We start from the raw sequence: 17,737 nt of genomic DNA, 5'->3' as shown, positions 1-17,737 counted from the left end.
AACCATGCGATTCACCATTACTTTACTACTTTTTCTTTTTATAGTCTCTTGTAAAAACGACAAGGACTCAAAATCTACCTTACCTCAAGAATCTATAATCGAAAATAAAAGTACTGAATCTGATAGCACTTTGGATTTAAAAGCTATTTCTACAAAAGATTTCACAGAATTCAAGGTTTTAGATTCTAAGAATTTAACTAAAGTAGAAATTTGGAATGCTGTAAATCCACAATTAAAAGATTTTAGTGAGGAAGATTATGAAAGGCTAAAGCCTTTGGTCATAGAACAAGATATTTTAGGGTTACAAGAAATTATCAATGAAGGTAAAATTAGTTACGAGGAATTGACTAAATTTTACTTATATCGAATTAGAAAGTATGACAGAGAGCATCCTATGTCATTAAATTCGGTGATAGCAGTTAACCCAAATGTGATTGAAGAGGCTAAGAAATTGGATCAACAAAAAAGTGAAGATGCACATCTAATTTATGGAATGCCTATACTTTTAAAGGATAATGTAAATGCTTTAGGTATGGCAACTACTGCTGGTGCTGTGGCATTAAAAGATAATTTTGCGGACGACGCTTTTATTGTAAAGCAATTAAAATCTAAAGGAGCTCTAATTTTAGGTAAGGCTAATTTAAGTGAATGGGCTTATTTCTTTTGTGGAGATTGTCCTAGTGGTTATAGTGCCATTGGTGGTCAAACCCTTAATCCTTATGGAAGACGAATTTTTGACACAGGCGGTTCTAGTTCTGGAAGTGGTGTATCTGTGTCAGCAAATTTTGCAGCAGCGACAATCGGTAGTGAAACTTCTGGATCAATCTTATCACCAGCGAGTCAGAATTCTACAGTAGGTTTAAAACCTTCCATTGGTTTGGTGAGTAGATCGGGAATTGTTCCTATTTCTTCAACATTAGACACTGCTGGCCCTATTACAAGAACTGTTTTTGATAATGCCATTGTTTTAGATGCAATTTTTGGCGAAGACAAGTCAGATTCTAAATCTATATATGCTCTTTGGGATTCTGGATTTTATACAAGCGAATTAAAACAAGCTAGTATAAAGGATAAAAGATTTGGTGTGCCAAAACGCTTGTTAGAAGACACATTATATGTAAATGCAATAGAAGTATTAAAAGATCAAGGTGCAGAAATTGTTGAAATAGAGGAAGAAAAGCTTGGTTTACCAAACTTTTTACGCCTACTAAATCTTGATATGAAGAATGATTTACCTGCATATATGGAAAACTATGCTAATAAAGATATTGAGCTTAGGACTGTATCAGATATGGTTGAATTTAATCTTCATGATTCAATAACAACCATGCCTTACGGCCAAAATTTATTTAAAGGTATTGTAGCTGATAAGGGTGATTCACTTTTTCTTGAAAGAATAAAAGACACCTTACGAACTAATGGTAAGCAGTATTTTGATATACCCATGAAGAACCATAATCTAGATGGTTTCCTGTCTATAAATAATTACCATGCAGGTTTTGCAGCAGTTGCTGAATATCCAGCAATTACAGTACCAATGGGTTATACCAAAGAGGGCAAACCTAAGGGATTAACATTTATAGCAAAACGACTTCAAGAAAAGATGTTGTTAGAGTGGGCTTATGTATATGAACAAGCTTCAAAAGCAAGGAAAGCCCCTAAACTCTAATTAATTTAATAAGGCGTTTATTCTAATCCATAGCTGATTGTCAAAATCTGATAATGCTAAATTTTCGTTATCTGCAGCATTACCCATTCTAATTACGACTAGCTTATTACTAGGTGATATGTAGATTTTTTGATCATTTTTCCCTAGCGCGCTATAGATGTCTGCTGGTCCATCTGGAATAAGTTCACCGTTAAATTCAATTTGAGTTTGAGGAAGTCTAAATGTTGATTTTCCATTTAACCACCACATATAACCATATGCTTCATTTAAGTTCTGTGAAGTATTTATAGCGTCATTTAAATAAGATTCAGGAATAATTTGATCATCTTTCCATTTACCATTGGCATAAGTTAATAAGCCAAATCGTGCCATACTTCTAGTGGTGCTCCAATACACACTGAAATCTCCATTTTGAATCCAAGCACCAGACATTCCAATTTTGTCTCTTAATTTTGTGTTGAAATAGGATGACCAATTTAGACCACTCGCAGATGCAACTACATCTTGAAGTTTCACATAAACATTATGGTAAGCCCAGCGGTCTCCCGCATCAGCAATGTATTGTAGGTTTGTACTAGAAACATCATCTCCTAAACTATCGTCTAATCCAGAAGTCATGGATAATAAATTCTCACAAGTAATAAGGTCTTCTTTTTCTATAGGTGCACTTGTCCAGCCTGGACCAATATAATCAGATACTTTATTATTGATATTCAATAAGCCTTCATCTTCCGCAATTCCAGTAAGGGCTGTTGTAAGTGTTTTTCCGGCGCTCGCCCAGTACCATGGTGAAGTATCATTATGTCCATTAAAATAGGATTCGACTACAATTTTACCATCGTGCAAAATCATAAAACTTTTACTGTTTTTTAATTCTAAATAATCTAATAACTCTTGTAGATCAGATGAATTCCAATTTAATTCTTCTAATGTTTTGGTTTCCCAATTATCTGATGTTATAGGAGGAAAATAGATGCCTTCTGATTGTGGGTCGTTATTGCTTGTATTGCTGTCATCAGAGGAGCAGGATATTACAAATACCATACAAAACATTAATATATAAGTGAATTTAAATTGCATATCAACTATTGGGTATTTAGACTTCAATTGTTTTGAATCGTTTAATTACATAGAATTATCTATAACAAATCTACAATCAAATATCGTAAATCATTACTTATCTTTGCGCACTGATTTAGATAAAGGTATGCGTACGAAAACAATAAAAAAGAATCGAATTAATGTTGTAACACTTGGTTGTAGTAAAAATGTTTACGACAGTGAGGTGCTTATGGGTCAGCTAAAGGCTAGTGGTAAGGACGTGGTGCACGAACAAGAAGGAAATGTTGTTGTTATAAATACATGTGGCTTTATCAACAATGCTAAAGAGGAAAGTGTAAATACCATATTGGAATTTATACAGAAAAAAGAGGCAGGAGAAGTAGATAAGGTATTTGTTACAGGTTGCTTGAGCGAGCGTTACAAACCCGATTTACAAAAAGAAATCCCAAATGTAGATCAGTATTTTGGTACTACGGAGCTACCAGGATTATTAAAAGCACTAGGTGCTGATTATAAACATGAGCTTATTGGCGAACGTTTAACAACGACTCCAAAAAATTATGCGTATTTAAAAATTGCGGAAGGTTGCGACAGACCTTGTAGCTTTTGTGCAATACCATTAATGCGAGGTAAACATAAAAGTACACCAATTGAACAATTAGTTGTAGAAGCTGAAAAGCTAGCGGCTAATGGTGTAAAAGAACTAATTTTGATAGCACAAGATTTAACCTATTACGGTTTAGATCTCTACAAAAAGCGAAATCTATCAGAGTTGTTGGAAAATTTGGTAAAAGTAGAAGGTATAGATTGGATTAGGTTACATTATGCATTCCCAACTGGTTTTCCGATGGATGTGTTAGACGTAATGAAACGCGAACCCAAGATCTGCAATTATTTAGATATTCCGTTACAGCATATATCAGATGCAATATTAAAGAGTATGCGTCGTGGTACAACTAAGGAAAAGACTACTAAGCTTCTGAAGGAATTTAGAGCAAAAGTCCCTGAAATGACAATTCGTACAACTTTGATAGTAGGCTATCCAGGAGAGACCGAAGAAGATTTTCAAACCTTAAAAGAATGGGTTAAGGAGATGCGTTTTGAACGATTAGGGTGTTTTACCTATTCACATGAAGAGAATACACATGCTTACAATTTAGAAGATAATGTTCCTGAAGAAGTAAAAATGCAACGCGCTAATGAAATTATGGAATTGCAGTCTCAGATTTCATGGGAATTGAATCAAGAAAAAATAGGTAAGGAGTTTAAAGTGGTTTTAGACCGTAAGGAAGGAAACTATTTCGTTGGTCGTACAGAATTTGATTCGCCAGATGTAGATAATGAAGTTTTAATTGATGCCACTAAAACATATTTAAAAACAGGAGAATTTACTACGATTAAAGTGGTTGAAGCTGAGGATTTTGATTTATATGGAGAGGTCGTCTAAATCTTAAAATCTATCAAATCGCCTTTTATATCAAAAGGATGGAACCTAGAGAATAGCTCTTCAGAATACCAGCCCAATTCCCTGGTTTTTTTAACCATATCAGCATGTTTTTTATTCTTGTAGGCATAGTTCATCATATGTTCTCCATTGGTCCATAACGAGAAGGTAGCTTGCATAAAAATTGGCCATTCGCCTATACCTTTAGAGTATACCAATCCCTCATGCCCATCCATAGATTTTGATACAGATGGTACATATTTCCAAAATTTAAATACAAGTTTAGGTTTAATGGTTGCCCTTGTAATTACAGCCAATGGTTTAGTATTGTCATATGGTATTGAGGCATCAAACGGTTCTTGTTTATCCCACTTGCCATGTGCTTTTATAGAATGCATTAGTACATGGTTGTATTGAGTAGATTCTTTAATATAGGAATTAACAACGTCAGAACTTAAAAAAGATTCAGCATCAATTTCAGAATTGAATACTGTTAGTAAGCCAAAAGTTGAAAAGTCTGGCCAAAGTGAAAAGCCATTTCCACTGCCGCTTCCAAATGATTTCCAAAATGTGAGACCATTAATGGTTGAATCTAAAAGTGGTGGTCGTCCCATTCGTCCTAAGGCCTTCCATTTATTACGAAGTCCTTTGTATTTAAACAAGGAAATAACGGTAGTCTGTGGCATTTAATAATACTCCATAATTATATAATACGAAGATAAAGCCATTAGGTAAGAATTTAAAGCTTCGTATTGTATAATATTATAAGGCAAAACATTTAAAATGTGACTTTTCTATAAATGAAGTGTCTTAATAATATATCCTGAAACACACTAATTATGAAAAATTCAGCTCAAAGAAACAGAATTAAGATTATTATGCTTTCAATTTACACTGTATTTAGTGTGTTTATTTGGAATATCATACTTTAATCTACCTACTACTTTGATGGTAGGCTGTTAACAAAAACAAAGCTTTGTTCGAAATAAGCTACCATTGACCCTAACTCACCCCAAAGCGATTCTGGTACCAAGACGTAGTCTTTCATTTTTGCGCCGTAAGAGTAATAATGACTAGTATTGTAATCTTCCATAAACTTAACCGCTTTATCTTTAGGTAATCGAATACCTATTTCAGCATCCTTATTTAACAATGTAAACATATACCCATTCGATGAGGTATATATCATTTTTTTACCCTTTCGTTCAAACCCGTTACAAGCATCAACAATTTCATCATAAACTTTTAGAGCATCTTCCCAGTCCATGGCTAAATATGCTGGTCTATTAAAATTGCATTGCCATCTGGATCTAATACTACAAAACTTGCAGGTCCTGATTCTGGTGCATCTATTTCGCTAGCAAATGTGGCATTTTTTGCCTTTAGATGTTTTTGAATCTCCCTAACATCATCATAATCTTCTAGGGTTTTAGCCTCTTGGTCCCAACCAGGATTAAAGGTTAAAATGTTATTCTCAAACATACCTTGAAATAGTCCAATCAAGGTTGATTGGTTTTTCATTATGAGATAATTACTTTCAATATCACCTGCAAATACGGAAAACCCTAAATTTTCATAAAATAATTTTGACGCCTTAATGTCTTTAACTGAAAGGCTTACTGAAAATGCACCAAGTTTCATATGAATTGATTTTGATTAACACCTAAAGGTAATAAAATCAAATCAATAGACTAAGAATTAGGTCGTTGTCTAATCATTTATAAGTACAGGCTTATCAAATCCAAGAGATTCTAGTTTATCTAATTGAGTTTCTGCATCGCCAACAATTAGATAAATCATTTTGTTTGGTTTTATATAATTGCTAATTAATTGTTTAACCTCATCAACACTTAAATTCTTCACAATAGATTCACGTTGCTTAGCATAATCATCCTCCAAACCGTAATTACTAATATTAGACAGCATATCTAATTTAGCACCCAGTGTTTCAAATGCTCTCGCTGTACTTTTTATAGTATAACCCTTGGTAACCTCTAAATCTTCCTCACTATAATTTTTACCGTAATTCTCCAATATATCTTTAACTAGGGCTGTAGATTCAAAAGTTACATTTGTTCTAACGCCACTGCTTATAACGAATTCTCCGTTATAATTAGAGCCTGAAAACCCAGATCTTATTCCGTATGTATAGCCTTTGCCTTCTCTTAATTGTTGTGTGAGTTGTGATGCAAATCCACCACCACCTAAGCGATAGTTCATTACTGAAGCGAGATAGTATTCATTATCCGTAGCTTTAAGTGCAGGATAGCCAAATCTAATTACAGATTGCTTTGCATCTGGCACATCATAGAAATACACTTTTGAAGCTTCTGGTTCTATTACTAAAGGTAATTCAGGAATCTCAACAGTTTTCGATTCCCAATTTTCATCCATTGTTGTTAAGGCATCCATTACCTTGTTTTGAGAGATTGAACCTACAACATGCATTTTTGCTAATTGAGGTGTCAGATATTTTTTATAATACTCTTGTAGGTCTGCAAGTGCTATAGACTCAACAGAATCTTCGGTACCGCTATTATTATATGCCAAGATATTATTCTCGCCATAAATAATTTTGGCAAATTCAGTTGTTGCAATACTATTTGGATTACCTTTTCTTCTTCTGATATTGTTTATTGTACTTGATTTTAGAAGCTCAAATTCATTTTCGTCCCAACGAGGTTCTAGTAAGATTTCATTCACTAGAGCCATTGTGGCATCAAAATGCTTTGAGAGGGTTGTCCCAGCTACAGTGATATTTGTATCTGTAGCATATGCATTAATACGGGCACCCAAACTCTGTATTGCGTTTTCTAGCTCTTCTGGTGTTTTATTTTTTGTACCCTTGGTCATTAAACTCGCGAGAAGATTAGATACACCAACCTTATGTTTATTCTCTAATAACAATCCGCCTTCAATTTGTAATTCAAATTGTACTAGAGGTACTTCGGTATTTTCAATTCCTAAAACTTTTATGCCAGAGTCTAGATTTTGTTTCCAAACTTTAGGTATATTCAGCTCAGGACTTTGGCCATATGATGGTTCACTACTACGGTCAAAACTACTTGGTGTTTTCTCATAAGTAGCATTTATACTTGGGTCAAAAGATTCTTCAGCACCTTCTACAATTTTCTCTTCAACAACACTGGCAAGTTGAGAATTGTCTAATACTAAATCTATTTGACCTTTCGGGACAAAACTTGTCGCTACATAGTACTTGTCTTTAATGTACTTATTATACACATTCATTACATCTTCTGGCGTAACAGCCAGAATGTTTTTCACATCTTCATTTATATAACCTGGGTCGCCAGCGAAAATTTCATATTGAGCCAATTGAAAACCTTTGCCTAATACACTAGATAAACTATTATAAAATGAAGTTTCTTGTCCTGCTTTAATTCTACTAAGATCTTTTTCTGAAATTCCGTTTAATTCAAAATCTTTAAATCCATCTGAAATCGCTTTTGACACCGCATTCAAATCTTTTTGGTTAAATGCTGTTACAGATAACATAATTTGACCAGCAATTTCAGAATTACTTTGTCTAAAACTAACGCGATCAGTTAACTTTTCTTGATCAACTAGGATTTGATTCAATGGTGCTTTTTTACCTTGTGATAAATAGTCTGTTAAAACGCTAAGTGCATAGGAGTCTTTCTGGTATTGAGATACTCCTGGCCAAGCCATTGTAAGTCTAGGTAACCGTGCAAAGTTATCCTCGTAAAAGAATCGCTTAGATGATTTTAATATTACTGGTTGTTTTTTAGTCTCTGGAATTTCTTCTCCTTCAGGGATTTCATCAAAATATTTTTTGACCCAAGCTTTAGTCTGGTCAATGTCTATATCTCCAGCTATAGTTAAAGTGACATTATTTGGTACATACCAACGTCTATAAAATTCTTTAACGTCATCTAAAGTAGCATTTTGTAAATCTTCTAAAGAACCTATTACTTCCCAGCTATATGGATGGCCTTCAGGATAAAGATTACTATTGATTACATACGAATTGTGTCCATATGGCTGATTGTCAACGCGTTGACGTTTTTCATTTTTTACCACTTGTTTTTCCTTAGCTAAAACAGGCTCGGTTACGGTGTTAATGAAGTATCCCAATTTATCAGCTTCAGCCCAGATCATTTTTTCTAATGCATCTTTTGGGACTGTTTGAAAATAATTTGTTCGGTCTCTACTAGTAGAACCGTTGGCACCAGAACCTCCGATACGTGCGCTCATTTTATCCAAACCGCCTTTTCCAAGATTTTCAGATTCTAGAAATAACAGATGCTCAAAAAGATGCGCAAAACCAGTTCTACCTTCTTTTTCGCGCGCTGATCCAACATGAGCAGTTAGAGCAACTGCAACCACAGGATCTGACTTGTCGATGTGCAAAATTACCTGTAATCCGTTATCTAAGGTGAATTTTTCAAAATCTACTGAGAATTCTTGAGTCTCTGTTTCATTATTATCACATGCTGTAAAAACAACAAAAACACTGAGGACTAATGCTAAACTTTTAAAGATTTTCATAAGGTATGAATTGATTGAAATTTATAATTTGAATGCGTTATTATTTACAAAAAAGATGGAGTTAACCAAGAATAACTTTCCATTTTCCCAAAAGTTTCTGAATAGTACATTGTCAGCCAAATATATAAAACTGCCTTGTCCCATTCGTTCTTCTCCAAATACCAAAGTATTATTTAATTTCTCTACCGCACTTTTTCCCGCAAAACCTGAATACACTTTAGTATCTCCTACATGTGCTACATTAAAGCCACTGTCTAAAAGCTCGTAAGTAGTGCTTCCCAATTTTAGAGTAAAATAATCTTTATCGTATCCATAAGCCATGGGATGAGTATTGTCTACTTTGGTATTAAAAATAGCACCTGTGATCATATTATTAGTATATAAGCGATCACGATCGGCATAAGGAACAAGGTTGTTTGATTCATTGCTCGTTTCTGAAGCTTTATATTTTAAGTTGAATCCTTCTTTTCCAACAAAACTTCTAAGTGCACCATCAATAGCTAATACCTTTCCTCCAGCACGAACCCAATCTTTTACCTTTTTCAAGTTAGTTTCATTCAGGACACTGCTATAATATCCATTTGGTAGAATAAGTATATTGTAATTGTCTAAATCTGTTCTGTTTAAATTATCTGTATTGATATTGGTTAATGGGTAATTCAATTGATTTTCAAAAAAGTTCCAAATTTCACCAAAGCTTAATGAAGATGTTCCTTCACCTGATAGTACAGCAACCTTTTGGTTGTTAATTAGTTTTATATCGGGTGAACCAATATCTGGTGTTGTTTGAGAAAAACCTGTTTTGATTATGGTTAATTGCTGATTGTGATTATTTACAATATTACCTAGTGATTCTTGAAAATTATCTAAATGCTTGTTGTCTCCTTTTGTAATGATTAAAGAACCACGCTCAAATTTATTTCCATTTGACATAAAAGGCTTTTCTGTGAATCTCACCTTAAAATCGTTCTTTAATAAGGATGCTAAAAATTGTGCATCATTAAATGAATTCCATTTGCTTACATATCCATAGGCATCCTTAAGTGTTGTATTAACTTGGCTTTCTGATACATTTTCGCTTGTTAGTTTAGAAGTACTGGCGATGGCATCTAATCCATATGCATAAGGTAATGACCATGCAGTAATATCATAAGTAAGTGAATCTGAAAGCTTTGCATTAGGTTCAAATAATACTTTAACCATTTTACCCTTTGGTTGATCTGTGTGAACAACCAATTCATCTGAGGTTAAGCTCAAACTACCTTGTCTTCCTTTATTGTAGTGGTAACCTGTAACTTTACTGCTCGTTGGACTTTCATATTTAATCTCATGCTTATCTAAAAGATTTTTAAGGTTGTTAATTTTATCCTTTTCACCTTTAAGAACATAGCTCTTATATTTTAGGCTATTGTTATCAAAAAACTTGCTAAACTCAGTATTAAGTTGCTCTGCATTTTTAGATGCAATTTCTACCGTAGATATTCCTGTTGTGGTGTGATGAGTAAGACGCTCCACTAATGTTAATACATGCCCTTCGTCATTCAAAACTCCAAGACCTGCCCTGCCATGTCCACCTTGTTCATACGTCATACCAATTGCTCCCATATATGTAGGATAGGTGTCACCATAACTTGGATAGAAGAGATCAAAACTTTCTCTTGTAAAAAATAACCAACCCTCAGCATCAAAGTATTTAGCATGATTCTTACCGATTTGTGTCTGAAAATCACTTTGCCAATCTGTAATTACCTCATGAAATGGTTGTGCAGCAGGAGCAAAATAGTAAGGTTCATTCATGCCTTGTTCATGAAAATCAACATGAATATGCGGCATCCATTTGTTATAAACTTTTAATCGGTTTTGTGTTTCAATCTGCGTAGCCCAAACCCAATCTCTATTTAAATCAAAAAGATAGTGGTTAGCTCGTCCACCTGGCCAAGGTTCATTATGTTCGCTAGATTGTCTATCAATATCATAAGGTTTACTGGCTGTTTCGTTGTACCAATTTACATAACGGTCTCTCCCATCTGGGTTTATACAAGGGTCTATAATTACAACTGTGTTTTTAAGTAGATTTTGATGTTCCGTAAGTAGTTTAAAAATAGTAAGCATAGAAGCTTCCGAACTTGATGCTTCATTACCGTGTACGTTATAGCTTAACCAAACAATTGCAATTTTTGAAGTACTTGCTGTGCCTTGTAAAATACCAGTCTGCTTTAAGTTGTTTTGTCTAATGGTTTCAAGATTTCTTATGTTTTCTTCACTAGAAACATATGCCAGGTATAATGGTCGTCTTTCATTGGTTTGTCCATATTGCTCCAATTTTACTTGATTAGGCATTTCTTTTGCAATATGTTCAAAGTAGTCTATCACCTGATGATGACGACTAAATTGTTCGCCGATATTATAACCTAAAAAATCACTAGGAGATTTAATATTTTGAGAACTCAAAGCATTTAATGAACTCAATACAATAAGAAAAATGAAGAATAAATGGCGCATGTTTAGTTGGTTTTGTCTGAAAGCCAGTAAATATAAAGACTGTAAGTTAGATTCTATAATTTGTTATTTTGAATTAACTAAAAATTAGCAGTTAGAAAAATGAAGTGCCTTATATTTATGCCATAATTAATTTTTATATGCCAACTGACTATATTCCCTTTAGAGAGACCAATTATTTCTCTAAGTTTATTTGTGATTATCTGGATCAAAAATCAGAATTGGCACAGTTCTATAACCGTTTTCCAACATTAAATAACTTTAAAGCACAAATTGAGGAAAAAGCTGGGAATTATGACAGTAATAATAGAAAGGTTCTTTCCAATGTTTTAAAACAGCAATATGCTGAAATAAATATGTCTAAGGCAACGGCTAGTCATATAGAATCCCTTGAAAAAGATAATACATTTACTATAACCACTGGACATCAGCTTAATTTGTTCACAGGACCTTTGTATTTCCTTTATAAAATAATTTCTACCATAAATCTCACAAAACAACTGAAAGCAGCATATCCTGATTTTAATTTTGTGCCAATCTATTGGATGGCTTCTGAAGATCATGATTTCGAAGAAATTAACTATTTCAATTTTAGAGGTAAAAAGGTACAATGGAATAGTGATCAAAAAGGAGCAGTTGGTCATTTTGACACCAAGGGTTTGGATGAGGTTTTAAGTGTTATCTCTGCAGAATTTGGGCCAGGTAAAAATGCTGATCAGTTAAAAGATTGGTTTAAGAATACTTACCTAAATCATAATAATTTAGCTGATGCGACTAGGTTTTTGGCAAATGAACTTTTTGGAGATCATGGACTCGTTATTATTGATGCAGATCATAACCAATTAAAACGGCTATTTATACCCCAAATGAAAGCTGAACTATTAGAGCAGACTTCATTTAAAAATGTATCTGGAACAAATAATAAGCTTGAGGAACTAGATCTAAAAATTCAGGTAAATCCAAGAGAGATTAATCTTTTCTATATCAATAATGGGTTACGTGAGCGCATTGTAGAATTAGATGGCAGGTATACAGTTTTAGAAACCGATATAACTTGGAGTAAAGAGGAATTACTACAACATTTAAACGAACATCCGGAACGTTTTTCACCAAATGTAATTATGAGACCATTATATCAGGAAGTTATTTTACCAAATCTATGTTATATAGGTGGTGGAGGCGAAATGATTTACTGGTTGCAGTTAGAATCAAATTTTAATGCTAACAGTATTACATTTCCTATACTTTTATTAAGAAATTCAGTTCTGGTTAAAACCAAAAAACAAAAAGAAAAATTAGAAAAATTAGAAATTACAGATAAAGATTTGTTTTTAAATCGAAATACATTTATTAACAAAAGAGTCCGTCAGATTTCAAATATAGATGTTGATTTTACTAAACAGTTGAAGCATTTAGAAGACCAATTTAAAGAACTTCATCAACTCGCGAAACAAACAGATAAGTCTTTTTTAGGAGCAGTTAAAGCTCAAGAAGTCAAGCAAATAAAGGGGTTAAAGCACCTTGAAAAACGTTTATTAAAGGCTCAGAAAAGAAAATTGGCGGATCAGATAGAACGTTGCACGGATTTACAAGAACAGCTTTTCCCAAATCAAAGTTTACAAGAGCGCAATTTAAATTTCTCAGAACTATACCTTGAATTTGGTGATGAGCTTATACCTCAATTGATGAAAGTTTTAGAGCCTTTAAAAGGAGAATTTACAGTGTTAACAATTTGAGGTAATTTTTATTTTCCATCCCTTTAATTTTTAGTTGCAATTATTACTTTTGCACATGCAACATAATAAAGTCCTTATTTTAGATTTCGGTTCGCAATACACGCAACTAATTGCGCGTCGAGTAAGAGAGTTAAACATCTATTGCGAAATCCACCCATTTAATAAAATCCCAAAAGAAATTGAAAGCTTCAATGCGGTAGTTTTTTCTGGTAGTCCTGTTTCGGTTAGATCTGAAAATGCACTACATCCGGATTTATCTCAAATTAGAGGTAAAAAACCAATATTAGCGGTTTGTTATGGTGCCCAATATTTGGCGCATTTCTCAGGTGGTGAAGTAGCAGAATCCAATACCAGAGAATATGGAAGGGCAAAACTGGCCTACATTAAAGAAGGCGAGGATTTCTTTGAGAATATACATGAAGACAGTCAAGTTTGGATGAGTCATAGTGATACTATAAAAAAACTACCAACAAATGGTGTGTTGTTAGCAAGTACTCATGATGTAAAGAATGCAGCTTACAAAATTGAAGGTGAGGATACTTATGCTATACAATTTCATCCAGAAGTCTATCATACTACAGATGGTCATCAACTCCTACATAATTTTCTAATCAAAATTGCCAAGGTAAATCAAGATTGGACACCAAATGCCTTTGTTGAAGAAACTGTTGAGGAGTTAAAAGAAAAAATTGGTAATGACAAAGTAGTGTTAGGTTTATCGGGTGGTGTAGATTCTTCGGTTGCTGCAATGTTATTGCATAAGGCCATTGGTAAAAACCTCTATTGCATATTTGTAAATAACGGTTTGTTGCGTAAAAATGAGTTTGAAGATGTTTTGCATCAGTATGCTGATATGGGTTTAAATGTAAGAGGTGTTGATGCTTCGGCACGCTTTTTGGATGCTTTAGCTGGAAAGAGCGAACCAGAAGAAAAGCGTAAAATAATTGGTCGTGTGTTCATTGAAGTTTTTGATGATGAAGCACATCGCATAAAAGATGTAAAGTGGTTGGCGCAAGGCACCATTTACCCAGATGTAATTGAAAGTGTTTCAGCAACTGGTGGTCCAAGTGCAACTATAAAAAGTCATCATAATGTTGGTGGTTTACCTGATTTTATGAAACTTGAAGTAGTTGAACCATTGAAGGCCTTATTTAAGGATGAAGTAAGACGTGTTGGAGCCTCTATGAGTATGGATTCCCATTTATTAGGTAGACATCCATTTCCTGGTCCAGGATTGGCAATCCGTATCCTAGGAGATCTAACGCGTGAGAAAGTACGTATATTACAAGAAGTAGATGCAATTTTCATAAATAACCTGCGTTCTTGGAATTTATACGATAAAGTTTGGCAGGCAGGTGCAATGTTATTACCAGTTAATAGTGTGGGAGTAATGGGAGATGAGCGCACGTACGAAAAATGTGTAGCGCTTAGAGCTGTAGAAAGTACCGATGGTATGACAGCAGATTGGGTTAATTTACCTTATGAGTTTTTGCAAAAAACTTCTAATGAGATAATAAATAAAGTAAAAGGTGTTAATAGAGTTGTATATGATATTAGTTCTAAACCACCTGCGACGATAGAATGGGAATAGATTGTGACCACTGGTCAAAATATGTTTCTAATATCATATAGTTACATGAATATTATGAAGAAATTTTTATCCCTCTTATTTTTTGTTTGTGCCTTTAATCTGTTTGCGCAGAATTATAAGACCCATAAGGTAGAACAAGGTGAAACTATTGAAAGTATTGCGAAGCAGTATATGGTGACTCCTTTTGATATTTATGCTTTAAATCCTGATAGTAAAAAGCGATTAAAACGAAATACGGTTTTAATTATACCAAATTCAAAGGTTAAAAACGAACCACAAGAAGAGGAAACCAATGAATTAATTGGTTATAGAAGCCATAAAGTAAAACGTAAGGAAACGCTATTTAGCATTTCAAAAAAATATGACGTTTCCATTGAAGATATTAAAAAGGCCAATCGCTTTTTATATTCTGAAAATCTTAAGAAAGGAGTTAAGCTTAGAATTCCAAAATTCAAAACGGTCATCTATAAAAAGTCCTTTAATAATACGATAAAGAAATATACCGTATTGCCAAAAGAAGGCAAATGGCGTATAGCTTATAAATTTGGTATTACGGTAGATGAGTTGCAAGACTTAAATCCTAATATGAAGGAGGTAATTCAACCAGGTGATGAATTGAATGTGCCAAATATTGCCGATAATGAAGAAAAGGTAATTGAAGAATCTTATAATTATTATGAAGTCTTACCAACGGAAGGTTTCTATAGACTTAAAATTAAAACCGGTTTATCACAAGATGAACTAGAAGAGCTAAATCCGGAATTAAAGGAAACGGGTTTAAAAGCAGGTATGGTACTTAAGTTGCCAGAAAAATTAGATGTTGAAAGTGAATTAGGATCAATAGAAACTACGGCATTACACTCTAAATTGACAAATTTCGAGACTAAGAAAATCGCCATAATGTTACCTTATCGCTTAAACAGAATTGATGTTGATTCTGTTGCTGAGACAAAAGACATGATAAAAAACAGTAGATTAATGTCAGTGGTTTTAGATTTTCATGCTGGTGTACTTATGGCATTAGATTCGGCAAAACAATTAGGTATTTCTACGGACTTAAAAGTGCTTGATACACAATATCAAATTTCAAAAACACGTGAGTTATTAGAAGAGCATGATTTTTCAGAATATGATGCTGTAATTGGCCCAATGAAGGCACAGTGTTTTGATAGAGTGGCGACCACTTTAAGAAGAGACGGTGTTCCGGTTATTGCAGCTTTAAATAAACCAAACGAGGTGTATTCAAATGTTTTTCAGACTATTCCACAAGATAAGTTATTGAAAAAAGCGATGATAGACTTCATTAAGGCGGATAGTTTAAAGCGACAAGTTGTAGTTATATCTGACTTAGCAAATCGTCCGAGATCAGAAATGTTAAAAAGTGAATTTCCTGATGCTAAGCTTATTTTTTCTCGTAAAAACAGCAAAACAGGTAAAGACGGTTATTACATTTACCCAACTGATTTGGAGAATGTGTTCCCAACTGGGAAGTCAATTGTATTTTTAGAAACAACAAGTAACCCTTTAGCTTCAAGCGTAATTAGCATGCTAAATGGATTAAATAACGAGAATGAAGAAATTGTTCTTGTTACACTCGATAAGAATAAAGCGTTTGAAGGCAAGAATATTGATAATTTCAACCTTTCAAACTTAAAATTTCATTATCCATCAGTAAATAAAAGTTTTGAAGAAAATCGTAATTCAAGTTTTGTAAAAGGCTATAGAAAAACTTATGGTATTTCACCAAGCAAATATGCTTCAAGAGGATTTGATATTACTTTAGATTTATTATTTCGTTTAGCGACAGAAAGGGACCTTTATGAAGCTTCAAAAGAAGATGTTGAAACCGAATACATCGAAAACAAATTCAGATATAATAAAGCTATGTTTGGTGGATATGTAAATGAGGCTATTTACATTGTAAAATATGATGAATTAAGAATTGTGAGAGCTGAATAATGACTTCTAAAGTTACATATATAGGCAATCTTAGAGCTGAGAGTACACATATTAAATCCAATAATTCATTTATTACCGATGCACCTTTAGACAATAATGGTAAAGGAGAAGCGTTTTCTCCTACAGATACTGTTGCTACAGGGTTTGCTAGTTGTATGCTTACGGTAATGGGTATAAAAGCTAGAGATATGGATGTTGATATGTCTGGAACTACAGCTGAGGTCACCAAGACTATGGCAAGTGAACCTAGACGAATATCTAAAATTGAAATAGTAATTCATTTTCCTTTTGAGACAAATGTAAAAACTAGGAAAATTTTAGAGCATACCGCAAAAACCTGTCCTGTACATTATAGTTTACATCCCGAAATAGAAAAAGACATTCGCTTTAATTGGCAATAAATGCAAATAAAACACCTCATAATCTGTTTAACCTTTCTTTTCATTGGGCAAAACCCTGATGAAGAATCTATGACGTGGAATGAGTCTCGTAAACTTACATGGGCAGACTTTAAAGGCGAGGTTAACCCAAATTCTGATGCTGTTGCTCTAACGGCTTCTGGTATTACTTTTGGCTTTTCGGTTTCAACATCAGGTTCTAGAATTGTGGATTATAGTACTTCAGTTGAAGCTCATTTTTATCCTAATAAATCCTGGTACAATAAAGATAAAGCAGATGACTACATTCTAGGACATGAGCAACTTCATTTCGATATCACAGAGCTTTATACAAGACTTTTTAGACAGAGGTTAACTAAATTAAGAGTCAATCAGAATATTAGGAAGCAGCTAAAACAACTACATGCTAACATAAATGAAGAGCTGAATACCACTCAGAAGCGTTATGATGAACAAAGTTTGCATTCTATTAATGTTGAGGTTCAAAATGAGTGGAGAGAATACATCAGTGCAGAGCTTGCAAAAATTGAGCAATTTAAGTCACGTTAATTTTGGAAGCTAAAAAAGAGGCGCTCATAGAACTTGCAAATTATAAGATGCCTTTTGGGAAATATAAAGGTGATTATTTGATCGATATTCCCGAATACTATTATACGTGGTTTAGCCAAAAAGGATTCCCAGATGGTAAGTTGGGTATGATGATGACTCAAATGCATGAGATTAAAATCAATGGTTTAGAAGACATTATTCAAAAGATAAGACGCGATTATAGTCGCTAAAACATTTCTTTTAAATAACATATTAACAAACCATGAACAATACTTAGAATACTCGTTTTATTTTGTAAAT

At 33.7% G+C, this 17,737-nt stretch carries 14 protein-coding genes; 8 read left to right on the top strand and 6 right to left on the bottom strand.

Annotated features, from left to right (window positions below; all coding sequences use genetic code 11):
• The first annotated feature begins 4 nt into the window (after positions 1-4).
• Complete coding sequence (locus ACFWV9_RS11660) at positions 5-1,669, top strand: amidase family protein (RefSeq protein WP_411895396.1); 1,665 nt, start codon at positions 5-7, stop codon at positions 1,667-1,669.
• Here the strand turns inward: ACFWV9_RS11660 and ACFWV9_RS11655 are convergent, their stop codons facing one another.
• Positions 1,670-2,713, bottom strand: coding sequence for a serine hydrolase domain-containing protein (locus ACFWV9_RS11655; protein WP_411895395.1), 1,044 nt, complete (start codon positions 2,711-2,713; stop codon positions 1,670-1,672).
• Between the two features lie 163 nt (positions 2,714-2,876).
• On the opposite strand from ACFWV9_RS11655, the gene rimO reads away from it, so the two are divergent.
• Positions 2,877-4,178, top strand: a complete 1,302-nt coding sequence (gene rimO, locus ACFWV9_RS11650; RefSeq protein WP_411895456.1) for a 30S ribosomal protein S12 methylthiotransferase RimO — start codon at positions 2,877-2,879, stop codon at positions 4,176-4,178.
• Here the strand turns inward: rimO and ACFWV9_RS11645 are convergent.
• The 5 genes from ACFWV9_RS11645 to ACFWV9_RS11625 all read right to left on the bottom strand — a co-directional run bounded on the left by ACFWV9_RS11645 (position 4,175) and on the right by ACFWV9_RS11625 (position 11,207).
• Positions 4,175-4,861: a hypothetical protein gene (locus ACFWV9_RS11645; RefSeq protein ID WP_411895394.1), complete on the bottom strand. Its 687-nt coding sequence runs from the start codon at positions 4,859-4,861 to the stop codon at positions 4,175-4,177. The two genes, rimO and ACFWV9_RS11645, sit on opposite strands and share 4 nt — an antisense overlap.
• Before the next feature lie 254 nt (positions 4,862-5,115).
• The gene (locus tag ACFWV9_RS11640) at positions 5,116-5,442 is read right to left on the bottom strand and encodes a hypothetical protein (protein WP_411895393.1); all 327 of its coding nucleotides are present in this window, start codon (positions 5,440-5,442) and stop codon (positions 5,116-5,118) included.
• Positions 5,443-5,444: 2 nt separating this feature from the next.
• Positions 5,445-5,816, bottom strand: coding sequence for a VOC family protein (locus ACFWV9_RS11635; protein ID WP_411895392.1), 372 nt, complete (start codon positions 5,814-5,816; stop codon positions 5,445-5,447).
• Positions 5,817-5,885: 69 nt separating this feature from the next.
• Positions 5,886-8,705: a M16 family metallopeptidase gene (locus ACFWV9_RS11630; RefSeq protein ID WP_411895391.1), complete on the bottom strand. Its 2,820-nt coding sequence runs from the start codon at positions 8,703-8,705 to the stop codon at positions 5,886-5,888.
• A 21-nt stretch (positions 8,706-8,726) separates the two neighbouring features.
• Positions 8,727-11,207, bottom strand: a complete 2,481-nt coding sequence (locus tag ACFWV9_RS11625) for a M14 metallopeptidase family protein (protein ID WP_411895390.1) — start codon at positions 11,205-11,207, stop codon at positions 8,727-8,729.
• Between the two features lie 137 nt (positions 11,208-11,344).
• On the opposite strand from ACFWV9_RS11625, the gene bshC reads away from it, so the two are divergent.
• From bshC to ACFWV9_RS11595, 6 genes are read left to right on the top strand one after another with little or no spacing between them, the layout of a single operon-like run.
• Positions 11,345-12,940, top strand: a complete 1,596-nt coding sequence (gene bshC / locus ACFWV9_RS11620) for a bacillithiol biosynthesis cysteine-adding enzyme BshC (RefSeq protein WP_411895389.1) — start codon at positions 11,345-11,347, stop codon at positions 12,938-12,940.
• Positions 12,941-12,995: 55 nt separating this feature from the next.
• On the top strand, positions 12,996-14,531 hold the full coding sequence (guaA, locus tag ACFWV9_RS11615) for a glutamine-hydrolyzing GMP synthase (RefSeq protein ID WP_411895388.1): 1,536 nt from the start codon (positions 12,996-12,998) through the stop codon (positions 14,529-14,531).
• Positions 14,532-14,585: 54 nt separating this feature from the next.
• Positions 14,586-16,490 (top strand): LysM peptidoglycan-binding domain-containing protein, encoded by a 1,905-nt coding sequence (locus tag ACFWV9_RS11610; protein WP_411895387.1) that lies wholly within the window; start codon positions 14,586-14,588, stop codon positions 16,488-16,490.
• Entirely contained in the window at positions 16,490-16,891 is a 402-nt protein-coding gene (locus tag ACFWV9_RS11605; RefSeq protein ID WP_411895386.1) for an OsmC family protein, read from the top strand. The genes ACFWV9_RS11610 and ACFWV9_RS11605 overlap by 1 nt, the downstream gene beginning before the upstream one ends.
• Positions 16,892-17,437: a DUF922 domain-containing protein gene (locus tag ACFWV9_RS11600; RefSeq protein ID WP_411895385.1), complete on the top strand. Its 546-nt coding sequence runs from the start codon at positions 16,892-16,894 to the stop codon at positions 17,435-17,437.
• A gap of 2 nt (positions 17,438-17,439) precedes the next feature.
• The gene (locus ACFWV9_RS11595) at positions 17,440-17,667 is read left to right on the top strand and encodes a DUF3820 family protein (protein ID WP_411895384.1); all 228 of its coding nucleotides are present in this window, start codon (positions 17,440-17,442) and stop codon (positions 17,665-17,667) included.
• Positions 17,668-17,737: the final 70 nt, after the last annotated feature.

The sequence above is a fragment of the Winogradskyella sp. A2 genome (assembly GCF_046762865.1).
In the GTDB taxonomy this organism is placed as follows: domain Bacteria; phylum Bacteroidota; class Bacteroidia; order Flavobacteriales; family Flavobacteriaceae; genus Winogradskyella.
Note: the sequence above shows the minus strand (reverse complement) of the source record. Positions and strands in the feature narration are given on the sequence as shown.

What these genes read in the sequence shown, in the direction of transcription:
- ACFWV9_RS11660 (WP_411895396.1), top strand. Translation starts at nt 5, where the DNA reads ATGCGATTCACCATTACTTTACTACTTTTTCTTTTTATAGTCTCTTGT.
- ACFWV9_RS11655 (WP_411895395.1), bottom strand. Translation starts at nt 2,713, where the DNA reads ATGGTATTTGTAATATCCTGCTCCTCTGATGACAGCAATACAAGCAAT.
- rimO (WP_411895456.1), top strand. Translation starts at nt 2,877, where the DNA reads ATGCGTACGAAAACAATAAAAAAGAATCGAATTAATGTTGTAACACTT.
- ACFWV9_RS11645 (WP_411895394.1), bottom strand. Translation starts at nt 4,861, where the DNA reads ATGCCACAGACTACCGTTATTTCCTTGTTTAAATACAAAGGACTTCGT.
- ACFWV9_RS11640 (WP_411895393.1), bottom strand. Translation starts at nt 5,442, where the DNA reads ATGGACTGGGAAGATGCTCTAAAAGTTTATGATGAAATTGTTGATGCT.
- ACFWV9_RS11635 (WP_411895392.1), bottom strand. Translation starts at nt 5,816, where the DNA reads ATGAAACTTGGTGCATTTTCAGTAAGCCTTTCAGTTAAAGACATTAAG.
- ACFWV9_RS11630 (WP_411895391.1), bottom strand. Translation starts at nt 8,705, where the DNA reads ATGAAAATCTTTAAAAGTTTAGCATTAGTCCTCAGTGTTTTTGTTGTT.
- ACFWV9_RS11625 (WP_411895390.1), bottom strand. Translation starts at nt 11,207, where the DNA reads ATGCGCCATTTATTCTTCATTTTTCTTATTGTATTGAGTTCATTAAAT.
- bshC (WP_411895389.1), top strand. Translation starts at nt 11,345, where the DNA reads ATGCCAACTGACTATATTCCCTTTAGAGAGACCAATTATTTCTCTAAG.
- guaA (WP_411895388.1), top strand. Translation starts at nt 12,996, where the DNA reads ATGCAACATAATAAAGTCCTTATTTTAGATTTCGGTTCGCAATACACG.
- ACFWV9_RS11610 (WP_411895387.1), top strand. Translation starts at nt 14,586, where the DNA reads ATGAAGAAATTTTTATCCCTCTTATTTTTTGTTTGTGCCTTTAATCTG.
- ACFWV9_RS11605 (WP_411895386.1), top strand. Translation starts at nt 16,490, where the DNA reads ATGACTTCTAAAGTTACATATATAGGCAATCTTAGAGCTGAGAGTACA.
- ACFWV9_RS11600 (WP_411895385.1), top strand. Translation starts at nt 16,892, where the DNA reads ATGCAAATAAAACACCTCATAATCTGTTTAACCTTTCTTTTCATTGGG.